This window comes from Micromonospora sp. NPDC049151 (genome assembly GCF_040648395.1).
GTDB lineage: Bacteria > Actinomycetota > Actinomycetes > Mycobacteriales > Micromonosporaceae > Micromonospora.
On the sequence record NZ_JBEZDP010000030.1, the window covers coordinates 43323 to 54111 of the forward strand.

Annotated in this window: 10 protein-coding genes; 8 read left to right on the plus strand and 2 right to left on the minus strand. The window is 74.0% G+C overall.

The window, feature by feature from the left end; genetic code table 11:
* Positions 1–522: 522 nt before the first annotated feature.
* The 4 genes from AB0B20_RS26480 (at position 523) to AB0B20_RS26495 (ending at position 5359) form a co-directional block, all read left to right on the plus strand.
* Entirely contained in the window at positions 523–1299 is a 777-nt protein-coding gene (locus tag AB0B20_RS26480; RefSeq protein WP_357474351.1) for a ComEA family DNA-binding protein, read from the plus strand.
* A gap of 140 nt (positions 1300–1439) precedes the next feature.
* The gene (locus tag AB0B20_RS26485) at positions 1440–3839 is read left to right on the plus strand and encodes a ComEC/Rec2 family competence protein (protein ID WP_357474354.1); all 2400 of its coding nucleotides are present in this window, start codon (positions 1440–1442) and stop codon (positions 3837–3839) included.
* Positions 3840–3959: 120 nt separating this feature from the next.
* Entirely contained in the window at positions 3960–4940 is a 981-nt protein-coding gene (gene holA, locus AB0B20_RS26490) for a DNA polymerase III subunit delta (protein ID WP_357474345.1), read from the plus strand.
* Positions 4937–5359 carry a hypothetical protein gene (locus AB0B20_RS26495; protein WP_357388451.1) on the plus strand — a complete coding sequence of 141 codons (423 nt, stop codon included), beginning with the start codon at positions 4937–4939 and terminating at the stop codon, positions 5357–5359. The genes holA and AB0B20_RS26495 overlap by 4 nt, the downstream gene beginning before the upstream one ends.
* Positions 5360–5550: 191 nt before the next feature.
* Here AB0B20_RS26495 and rpsT read toward each other — a convergent pair whose 3' ends face one another.
* The gene (gene rpsT / locus AB0B20_RS26500) at positions 5551–5817 is read right to left on the minus strand and encodes a 30S ribosomal protein S20 (RefSeq protein ID WP_357388453.1); all 267 of its coding nucleotides are present in this window, start codon (positions 5815–5817) and stop codon (positions 5551–5553) included.
* A gap of 236 nt (positions 5818–6053) precedes the next feature.
* Entirely contained in the window at positions 6054–7124 is a 1071-nt protein-coding gene (locus AB0B20_RS26505) for an aminoglycoside phosphotransferase family protein (protein WP_357474348.1), read from the minus strand.
* Here AB0B20_RS26505 and AB0B20_RS26510 point away from each other — a divergent pair.
* The 4 genes from AB0B20_RS26510 (at position 7123) to AB0B20_RS26525 (ending at position 10691) form a co-directional block, all read left to right on the plus strand.
* Positions 7123–7659, plus strand: coding sequence for a DUF4240 domain-containing protein (locus AB0B20_RS26510; RefSeq protein ID WP_357388457.1), 537 nt, complete (start codon positions 7123–7125; stop codon positions 7657–7659). The two genes, AB0B20_RS26505 and AB0B20_RS26510, sit on opposite strands and share 2 nt — an antisense overlap.
* A 106-nt stretch (positions 7660–7765) precedes the next feature.
* Complete coding sequence (gene lepA / locus AB0B20_RS26515) at positions 7766–9643, plus strand: translation elongation factor 4 (protein ID WP_357388459.1); 1878 nt, start codon at positions 7766–7768, stop codon at positions 9641–9643.
* A 222-nt stretch (positions 9644–9865) separates the two neighbouring features.
* Positions 9866–10153 (plus strand): GlsB/YeaQ/YmgE family stress response membrane protein, encoded by a 288-nt coding sequence (locus tag AB0B20_RS26520; protein WP_116507974.1) that lies wholly within the window; start codon positions 9866–9868, stop codon positions 10151–10153.
* A gap of 253 nt (positions 10154–10406) precedes the next feature.
* A complete protein-coding gene (locus AB0B20_RS26525) occupies positions 10407–10691 on the plus strand; it encodes a transglycosylase (RefSeq protein WP_013287983.1) in 285 nt (94 codons plus the stop codon).
* The last annotated feature ends 98 nt before the right edge of the window (positions 10692–10789 follow it).

Consider the following 10789-nt stretch of genomic DNA (forward strand, 5'->3'; position numbering starts at 1 on the left):
GCCGGGCGCCGTGCCTAGCACGGCCACTGCTTGATCGGGTGCCTGTCCACAGCGCATCGGTCGTCCACAGGTGAGCGTTCACCGGCCGATGCGGGACGAACGATCGCCGTACCGTCCCGAGCCGTGCCAGACGACGAGGAGACGACGGTACGGCGGCGGCTCGCCCGGCTGTTCGGGTTCGCGGACGCCGCTGGTGTTCCGCCGATCCCCGCTGACCGCGTGGGCGGGTCGGGCCGGGCGGAGCGGTCCTCGCGGCGGCCGGGGCTGTCCCCGTCCGGGCCCGGCCGCGAGCCCGGACCCGAGGAAGCCGGGCCGTTCTTCGAGCCTGGGCCCGGGGAAGCCGGGCCGTTCTTCGAGCCCGGGTCCGGGGAAGCCGGGCGGGTCTTCGAGCCCGGGCCCGAGGAGGCCGGGCCGGTCTTCTTCGCGGCCGGGGCCGGCTCCGGGTCCGCCCACGGCGGCACCTGGCCCGATCTCCCTGCTCGGCCCGGGCGTGCGCCGGACGGGATCGAGCCGGGTTTCGGCCTGCGCCGTGGCTTCCCGGAGCACGACAGCGGGCGGGAGCATCCGTTCGGGACGGAGCCGGCCTCCGGCGATCCGGACGACGACGGAATCCACGACGCCCCGGCGACCGGGCGCGGCCTGTCCCGGCTGCCCGGCCCCGGTGCGTTCGATCCCGGTCGCCGGGGCGTCCGCGCGCTCGCGGCGGTGGCGGCAGTGGTGGTCGTGGCGGCAGCCGTCTGGGCGTGGCGCTCGCGTCCGAGCGCCGAAGCCGTCCAGCCGGTCGCGGCGTCCGCCGAGGCGCCGGTGACCGAAGCGGTTTCCGGGGCACCCGTGCCCGCAGGCTCATCCGGTCAGGTGGTGGTCGCGTTGGCCGGGAAGGTCCGGCGGCCCGGCCTGGTCCGTCTCCCGGCCGGCGCGCGAGTCGCCGACGCGATCGAGGCGGCGGGCGGTGCGCTGCCCGGCGTCGACACCGCCCTGCTCAATCCCGCCCGCAAGGTCACCGACGGGGAGCTGATCCTGGTCGGCGTCACCGCCCCGCCCGGCCAGGCCGCGCCCGGCCCGGCGGCGGGCGGCGGTGGAGCGCCGGGCGGCCCGGCGGCACCGGCCGGACCGGTCAACCTGAACACCGCCACCCTGGCCCAACTCGACGCGCTGCCGGGCGTCGGTCCGGTGCTCGCCCAGCGGATCCTCGACCACCGGGACCGCAACGGCGGGTTCCGGTCCGTGTCCGACCTGCGCCAGGTCGACGGCATCGGCGACGCCCGGTACGAGCAGCTCAAGGAACTGGTGACGGTGTGAACGGCCGGCGCGGGCAGTCCTCGGACCTCGATCGCCCCAGCTTCGCCGGTGCGGGCACCACCGAACGAGCCGGTGCCCGCGTGACGGGTACGGAGCGGGCTCGATCCGGCGCCGCGGCGAGCGCCGAGCGCGGCCGGGGCATTCCCGCGAGCTCCTTCACCGTCGACGGGGAGTCGGCGGGTCGCGACGCTCCCGACCTGCGGCTGGCCGGGCTGGCGGTGGCGGCGTGGCTCGCCGCGCTGGCCGGGCTGCACCTCAGCCTCGGGGTGACGGTGTGGGTGGCCGCCGTCGCCGCCGCGCTCGCCCTGCTCGCGGGCCTGCACCTGGGAGGTGTGCTGGGCCGGCCGGGTGTGGCGGCCCGCCGCTACGGCTGGATCGCGGTCGCCGTGCTGCTCGGCGTGCTCTGCGGGGCGGCGGCCACCGGCGCCCGCGTCGTGGTCCGCGACGCCGCTCCGGTCCGCGCGCTCATCGCCGACCGTGCCCAGGTCACCGCCGAGCTGGTGCTGCGCGACGATCCCCGCCCGGTACGCGGTGCGCCCGGGCGGCAACCGATGCTGCTGGTCCGCGTGGATCTGATCCGGCTCACCGGGCCCGACGGCGCGCGGGTCACCGGCCCGGTACGCGCCCTGGTGCTCGCCACCGACCCGGCCTGGCGTCCACTGCTCCCCGGGCAGCGGGTCACCAGCCGGGGACGGCTGTCCGCGCCGCGCGGCGGCGACCTGACCGCCGCCGTGCTCTCCACCACCGGCCCGCCCACGCCGCGCGGCGAGGCGTCGTGGCCGCAACGGGCCGCGGGCGTGCTGCGGACCGGGCTGCAACGGGCCTGCGAGCCGCTGCCCGACGCGCCGGGCGGGCTGCTGCCCGGCCTGGTGGTGGGCGACACCAGCCGGCTGCTGCCAGAGGTGGAGGAGGACTTCCGGGCCACCGGGATGACCCACCTCAACGCCGTGTCCGGGTCGAACGTGGCGATCGTCGTCGGGGCGGTGCTGCTGCTGGCACGCTGGGCCCGCGCCGGCCCGCGTACCGCCGCCGTGCTCTGCGTACTCGCGCTCGTCGGGTTCGTCATCCTGGTGCGGCCGTCGCCGAGCGTGGTGCGCGCCGCCGCGATGGGCGCGATCGGGCTCGCCGCGCTCGCCGCCGGGCGGTCCCGGTCGGCGCTGCCGGCGCTCGCCACCGCCGTCACCGGCCTGATCCTGTACGACCCGGACCTCGCCGGCGACCCGGGCTTCGCGTTGTCGGTGTGTGCCACCGGGGGACTGCTGCTGCTCGCGCCCGGGTGGCGGGACGCGCTGCGGCGCCGGGGCGTACCGGCCGGGCTGGCCGAGGCGCTCGCGGTGCCGGCCGCCGCGCAACTGGCCTGCGGCCCGGTCATCGCCGGGCTGTCCGCGACGGTGAGCCTGGTGGCGGTGCCGGCGAACCTGCTCGCGGTGCCCGCCGTCGCGCCGGCCACCGTGCTCGGGGTGCTGGCGGCGGTGCTGTCACCGCTGTGGCCGGGCGGCGCGGAGTTCCTGGCCTGGCTGGCGAGCTGGCCGGCGCGCTGGCTGGTGGCGGTCGCCGCATACGGGGCGGACCTGCCCGCCGGGAACCTCCCGTGGGCGGGCGGGGTGGCCGGCGCCCTGCTGCTGGCGGCGGTGAGCGTGGCGCTGCTGCTCGGCTTCCGGCGACGCGGGGCGCGGCGGCTGATCGCTGTCGTCGCGGTGGCTGTGGTGCTCGGTGCGGTGCCGATCCGGCTGCTCGCCTCCGGCTGGCCGCCGCGCGGCTGGGTGGTGGTGGCGTGCGCGGTGGGGCAGGGGGACGCCGTGGTGCTGCCGGTCGCCGCCGGCCGGGCCGTCGTGGTCGACGCCGGCCCGGAGCCGTCCGGCGTGGACGCCTGCCTGCGCCGCCTTGGCGTACGCGAGGTGCCGCTGCTGGTGGTCAGTCACTTCCACGTCGACCACGTCGGCGGGGTGGCCGGGGTGTTCCGGGGGCGGCGGGTGGGCGCGGTGGTGGGTCCGTCCTGGTCCGAGCCGCCCTACGGCGCCGCCCAGGTACGCGAGGCGGCCCGCCGGGCCGGTGCGCCGCTCGCCTCGGTGCGGGCGGGCTGGCGGTGGCGGGCGGGTGCGGTGGACCTGGCAGCTGTCGGTCCGCCGTATCCGCTGCGGGGCAGCCGGTCCGATCCGAACAACAACTCGCTGGTGCTGGCCGCCACAGTGGGCGGGGTACGGATCCTGCTCACCGGTGACGCCGAGACCGAGGAGCAGCGGGCGATGCTGGAGACGACGCCGGCCGCCGCGATCCGGGCGGACGTGCTGAAGGTCGCCCACCACGGGTCGGCGTACCAGGCACCGGAGTTCCTGGCCGCGGTGCGTCCGGCGGTGGCGCTGGTGTGCGTGGGTGTCGACAACGACTACGGGCATCCGAACGCGGGGCTGCTGGACCGGCTGACCCGGGGTGGCGCCCGGGTGCTGCGTACCGACGTCGACGGGGACGTCGCCGCGGTCCGGGCGGGCGACGGTCTCGTGGTGGTGAGGCGCGGCCGCGAGTCCGAACCGTCACGATGAACGGGGATCTTGTGACGTTAGGCGGTAGATCAAGGCAAATGTCTGGATTTGCGCTGTGTGCGGGCTGCGCCGTCACAGTCCCCGATGAGCGGGCCCGGCAGGGTCGGAGGGCGTGCGAGTATGGGCGACGTGACCCCCGCCGACCTGCCTCCTATTGTGCTCGTCCTCGGCGACGAGGAGCTGCTCGCCACGCGAGCGGTCACCGAAGCCGTCGCCCGGGCTCGCGAGGTCGACCCCGACGTGGACGTGCGGGAATACCAGGCCGGCACGCTCACTGTCGGCGAGATCGCCGAGATGCTCAGCCCGTCGCTGTTCGGCGGTCGCCGGGTGCTCGTGCTCCGCTCCGGCCAGGACGCCCGCAAGGACCTGTCCACCGCGCTGCTGGCATACGCGAAGAACCCCGACCCGGACGTGCAACTGGTGGTGCTGCACCTGGGCGGGGCCAAGGGCAAGGCGTTCGCCGACGGCCTGCGTGCGGCGGGTGCCACAGTGGTGCCGGCGGTCAAGCTCAAGGGCGACCGGGAGCGGGCCGCCTTCGTGCGGGACGAGATCCGCCGCATCGGCGGCAAGTGCTCGCCCGACGCGGCCGACGCCCTGGTCGCCGCAGTCGGCAACGACATGCGCGAGCTGGCCGCCGCCTGCTCGCAACTGGTCGCCGACACCGACGGGCGCATCGGCGCCGACACGGTCGCCCGGTACTACCGGGGCCGGGCCGAGGTGACCGGCTTCACCGTCGCCGACGCGACGATGATCGGTGACGTGCCAGGCGCGCTGGAGGCGCTGCGGTGGGCGCTGCACGTCGGCGTCGACCCGGTGCCGATCGCCGACGCGCTGGCCGACGGCGTACGCACCGTGGCCCGGGTCGCCGCCGCCGGCCGGGGTAACGCGTTCCAACTGGCCAAGACGCTCGGCATGCCGGCGTGGAAGATCGAGAAGGCTCAGGTACGCGCCCGGGGCTGGACGCCGGAGGGGCTGGTCGAGGCGATGCGGGTGGCCGCCGAGTGCAACGCGGCGGTGAAGGGCGGCGCCGACGACCGCGCGTACGCGCTGGAGCGGGCCGTGTTCTCGGTGGCCGCGGCCCGGCAGGGCGGCGCCCGGTGACCCGAGCGTGGTCGACGGTGGCCACGGACGAGGAGCGGTACCGACCGCTCTACGCCCGGGTGCTCGGACTGCGCTTCATCAACCCGGGTGGGGTGCTCTGTTTCCTCTTCTTCGAGGGCGCGATGGCGCTGGCCGTCCTGCTCGCGCTCGCGGAGCTGGTGAGCTGGTGGGCGGTGGTGGTGCTGCCGATCGCGGTGGCCGCAATGGTCAAGCTCAACGACGTGGTGGCCGAGGTGGTCGTCCGCACCGCGGCGCAGGTGCCGGAGCAGGAGCGGGACCGCTTCCGCCGGCAGATGGAGCCGGTGATCGGGCGGGCCCGGGTGCCGGCCAGCGCCCGCGCGATGCCGGTCGCCGGCTCCCGGGGAGTCCGCTACCACCACCCGCAACGGTCGACGTTCCACCACCCAGGCGAGCGGTAGCACGCGTCGCCCGTGAGCACGCCGCAGATCTTGGTACGAAACGGCCCCTGTGGGGGCTGTTCAGTCCCTGTGGGGGCCACCTCGTACCAAGATCTCGCGCTGGTGTGCCGGCGCGATCAGGGGAGGGCGGACGGGCGGAAGCCCCGTGGGCACGATGGCCCCGGGGCTTCCGGTGTGATCTGTAGCGCTGGTCAGGCGGAGAACGAGGCGACGCGCTTGGCGATCGCCGACTTCCGGTTGGCCGCCTGGTTCAAGTGGATGACACCCTTGCTGGCAGCCTTGTCCAGCTTGCGGGTGGCCTCACGCATGAGCACGGTGGCCTTCTCGGTGTCGCCCGCCTCGGCAGCCTCGTGGAACTTCCGGATGGCGGTCTTCAGCGACGACTTGACCGACTTGTTACGCAGCCGGCGCTTCTCGTTCTGCCGGTTGCGCTTGATCTGGGACTTGATGTTCGCCACGCGACAGCCTCGTCTTGATAGCTCGGGTTGGTCTGCTTTCGCGCACGACGAGCATGCGTCATCGCCGCGCGAAAAGCCAGGCTACCAGGTCGGCCCCGGACGAGCCAAAACGCCTCCGCCCGGCCCTTCCGGCACCGCCACCATCCTGCCCTCGCGGCCAGGGACCACGCCAGGCCGGACCGGTTCCCGGGCTGGGCGCGGGAGACGTCCCCGCCCTCCCGGCGAAGCGGTGTGGATCAAGAGGTGGGACGAGCCCAGGACCAGCCCCGCCGCTCGGCCAGCCAGCCGAGCGCCTGCTCCCCGCTCCAGCGCTGGTGGGCGCGCAGGTGCGGGGAGCCGTTCGGCGGCCCGGCCGCGGCGCCGGTCAGGTAGTAGCCGGCCAGCGCGGCGAGCGTCACGTCCAGCGCGTCGCCGGGCGCTCCGGCCGCCGCCGGGTGACCGGCGAACGCGGCGTCCGCGTCCAGGCCGCTGGCGTACGCGGTGAGCAGCAGCCCGGCCAGGTCGAACCAGGCCGGTCCGTGGCAGAGCCAGGGCCAGTCGCACAGCCAGGCCCGTCCCTCGGGGCCGATCAGGAGGTTGTCCACCCGCAGGTCGCCGTGGGCGAGCCCGGGGGCGGCGTCGGCGTACCCGGGCAGGCGCGACTCCAGCGCGACCAGCTCGGCCAGCGGGGCGCCGGCGGCCGGCTCGGGCAGCGGCTCGCGCCCGGCGGCCACCTCGCCCCACCAGAGGATGTCGTCGCGGGCCAGGTCGGCGAGGCGGGGGAGCCGGAGCGCGGCCAGCTCCGCGGGCGGGTCGGCGAGCGCGGCGGCCACTTCGGCGTACGTGGCGAGGGCGGCGTCCAGCTCGGCCGGCGCCCAGGGCAACCGGGGGGTGTGCCCGTCGATCGCGTCGAGCGCGAGCGCGTACCAGCCGGACTCGGTGAGGGCCCAGCGCGGCCGGGGCACCGGCAGCCCGGCCGGGAGCCGGGCCAGGACCGCCGCCTCGTGGGCGTACCAGTCGACCAGGTGCAGTTGCCCGTGCAGCGCCGCCGCCTTGACGAACACGCGCTCCCCGGCGGGGCCGGTCAGCACGGCGGTGAAGCCGCTGGTGAACCCGCCGGTCGCCACCCGTACCGCCGCCGGTGGACCGCCGATCCGGGCAGCCAGCGCGTCGCGCAGCCCGGCCGGCAGGTCGGGCCAGCCGGGCCGGACGGCTGTCGACCCGTACGGAACCGGCGGTAGGGAGATCGCGCGCACCGCACCATGCTGCCGCACCGGCGGCGCGCGTCGGGCCGGCGCGTCGGTGGGCTCTGCCAGACTGCCCACCATGAGGACCGACGAGTTCTGGCAGTTGATCGACGACGCCCGCGCCGGTGCCGGGGGAGAGCCCGACGCGGTGGCCGCCCGGGCGGTCGCGCTGCTGGCCGAGCGCGACCCGGAGGAGATCGTCGGCTACGCCCACCACCAGCGGCGGGTGCTCGCCGCCTCCTACAAGGTCGACCTGTGGGGTGCGGCCTACCTGATCAACGGGGGCGCCTCGGACGACGGCTTCGAGTACTTCCGGGGCTGGCTGATGACGCAGGGGCGGACGGTGTTCGCCAAGGCGGTCGGCGACCCGGACGCGCTGGCCGGGCTGCCGCAGGTGCGGGCCGCCGCGCTCAGCGGCGAGGAGTTCGAGTGCGAGCAGATGCTGGCGGTGCCGTGGGACGCGTACCGGAAGGCCACCGCGTCCGACCTGCCGGCCGAGCGCGACCCGGTCCCGGTGCCCGACCTGAACGACTTCTGGGACTTCGACGACGAGGAGGAGGCCCGCCGCCGGCTGCCGAGGCTGGCCGCCCTGTTCGTCGAGCCACCTGTGGAATAGCCGTGGAGTGAAGGGGGAGTCCGGGCGCGTCCCGGAGGACGTGGGACCATGGAGGGGGCCGGCGGCGCGCCGGCCCGCTCACGTCAGCCGACCAGAACGGACCGCTGTGCCACCGACGCTCGATCCCGGCGCGAACGCTCCTGGTGCCACCGACCCGGCGCGCATCCGGAACTTCTGCATCATCGCCCACATCGACCACGGGAAGTCGACCCTGGCCGACCGGATGTTGCAGCTCACCGGTGTGGTCGACCCCCGGCAGATGCGCGCGCAGTACCTGGACCGGATGGACATCGAGCGCGAGCGCGGCATCACCATCAAGAGCCAGGCCGTGCGGATGCCGTGGACGATCCGTGAGGGCGACCGGGCCGGCGAGGCCGCCGTGCTCAACATGATCGACACCCCGGGGCACGTCGACTTCACCTACGAGGTGTCCCGTTCGCTGGCCGCCTGCGAGGGCGCGCTCCTGCTCGTCGACGCCGCGCAGGGCATCGAGGCGCAGACCCTGGCGAACCTCTACCTGGCGCTCGAGAACGACCTGCGCATCATTCCGGTGCTCAACAAGATCGATCTGCCGGCCGCCCAGCCCGAGAAGTACGCCGAGGAGTTGGCCCACCTGATCGGCGGCGACCCGTCGGACTGCATCCGGGTCTCCGGCAAGACCGGCGACGGTGTGCCCTACCTGCTGGACGAGATCGTCCGGCAGTTCGTGCCGCCGGTGGGTGAGGCCCAGTCACCGGCCCGCGCGATGATCTTCGACTCGGTGTACGACGTCTACCGGGGCGTGGTCACGTACGTCCGGGTGATCGACGGCCGGATCTCGGCCCGGGACCGGATCAAGATGATGTCCACCGGCGCGGTGCACGAGCTGCTGGAGATCGGCGTCATCTCGCCGGAGATGGTCAAGGCCGACGCGCTCGGCGTCGGCGAGGTGGGTTACCTGATCACCGGCGTGAAGGACGTGCGCCAGTCCCGGGTCGGTGACACGGTCACCATCAACGGCAATCCGGCCAAGGAGGCCCTCGGCGGCTACAAGGACCCGAAGCCGATGGTCTACTCGGGGCTCTACCCGATCGACGGCTCGGACTACCCGAACCTGCGCGAGGCGCTGGACAAGCTCAAGCTCAACGACGCCGCGCTGGTCTACGAGCCGGAGACCTCCGGCGCGCTGGGCTTCGGCTTCCGCTGCGGCTTCCTCGGCCTGCTGCACCTGGAGATCATCCGGGAGCGGCTGGAGCGCGAGTTCAACCTCGACCTCATCTCCACCGCCCCGAACGTGGTCTACCGCGCCATCCAGGAGGACGGCGAGGAGATCGTGGTCACCAACCCGAGCGAGTACCCGACCGGCAAGATCGCCGAGGTGTACGAGCCGACGGTGCGGGCCACGGTGCTGACCCCGAACGACTACGTCGGCGCGGTGATGGAGCTGTGCCAGGGCCGCCGGGGCAGCCTGCTCGGCATGGACTACCTCTCCGCCGACCGGGTGGAGCTGCGTTACACGCTGCCGCTGGCCGAGATCATCTTCGACTTCTTCGACCAGCTCAAGAGCCGTACGAAGGGTTACGCCTCGCTCGACTACGAGCCCTCCGGCGAGCAGGCGTCCGACCTGGTGAAGGTGGACATCCTGCTGCACGGCGAGCCGGTCGACGCGTTCAGCGCGATCGTGCACAAGGACAAGGCGTACACGTACGGAACGACGATCGCGGCGAAGCTGCGCACGCTGATCCCGCGCCAGCAGTTCGAGGTGCCGATCCAGGCGGCGATCGGCAGCCGGGTGATCGCCCGGGAGACCATCCGCGCGATCCGCAAGGACGTGCTCGCCAAGTGCTACGGCGGTGACATCAGCCGTAAGCGCAAGCTGCTGGAGAAGCAGAAGGAGGGCAAGAAGCGGATGAAGATGGTGGGCCGGGTGGAGGTCCCCCAGGAGGCGTTCATCGCGGCGCTGTCGTCCGACTCCGGCGACGGCAAGCCCGCCGGCAAGAAGTAGCCGTCAGAGCCCACGAACCGGCCGGCGTCCTCTCCTGCGAGGGTGCCGGCCGGTCGCGTACCCAGGGAATTTTCAGCTTGTGGCAGCGCTCCCACCTGCGGATTCGGCCAGGCCGGGGGAGCGGCGGTCGATGCGGCCGGTTTCGGTTTTCGATGCGTCGGGCACTTAGCGGGCACGACAGCAAACGCACAGAACGTGCGAAATCGTTTAGGAGGACCGACCGTGGAGTTCACCGTCTGGGGCATCATCACCGCGCTCGTCGTGGGTCTGATCGTCGGCGCGCTGGGCCGGCTGGTCGTGCCGGGCCGGCAGAACATGCCGATGTGGCTGCACATGGTGATCGGCGTCGGCGCCGCGCTGCTGGGTACCGTCCTGGCCCGCGCGCTCGGCATCGCCACGCAGACCGCCGGCATCGACTGGGCCGAGCTGGCCGTGCAGGTCGTGCTCGCCGCCATCGGTGTGGCCCTGGTGGCCGGCGTCGGCCGCCGCCGCAGCGTCTCGCGTTACTGATCGACGCACAACGCGCCTCGACGGGCGCCCGGCCGCACCGGCCGGGCGCCCGTCGGCGCATTCGGCACATTGAACCCCGTCGGTGCGCCTGGCCCGCCCGCCGCGCTGGGTTTCGGGGAGAAGCAGCAGGTCAGGGTACGTCTGAACAATTCGTCACCGGAGTCGGTTTGGATTTCCGGGCGGTCGGGAACTTAGCGATCACGACAGTAACCACACAGGAATGTGTGACCCGATCTTAAGGAGGAGGGCGACCATGGAGCTCACCGTTTGGGGCATCATCACGGCGCTGGTCGTTGGTCTGATCGTCGGCGCGCTGGGCCGGCTGGTCGTGCCGGGCCGGCAGAACATGCCGATCTGGCTGCACATGCTGATCGGTGTCGGCGCCGCGCTTCTGGGCACGATCGTGGCCCGGGCCTCCGGCTTCGCCGAGACCGCCGGTATCGACTGGCGCGAGCTGATGCTGCAGGTGCTGTTCGCCGCGATCGGCGTGGCCCTGGTGGCCGGCGTCGGCCGTCGCCGCGGCGTCTCGCGCTACTGACCCCGCACCCCGCGCCTCGACGGGCGCCCGGCCACCAGGGCCACGCCGATCGCGGCGAACAGCACCTGCAGCATCAGCTCGCGCCAGTCGATACCGGC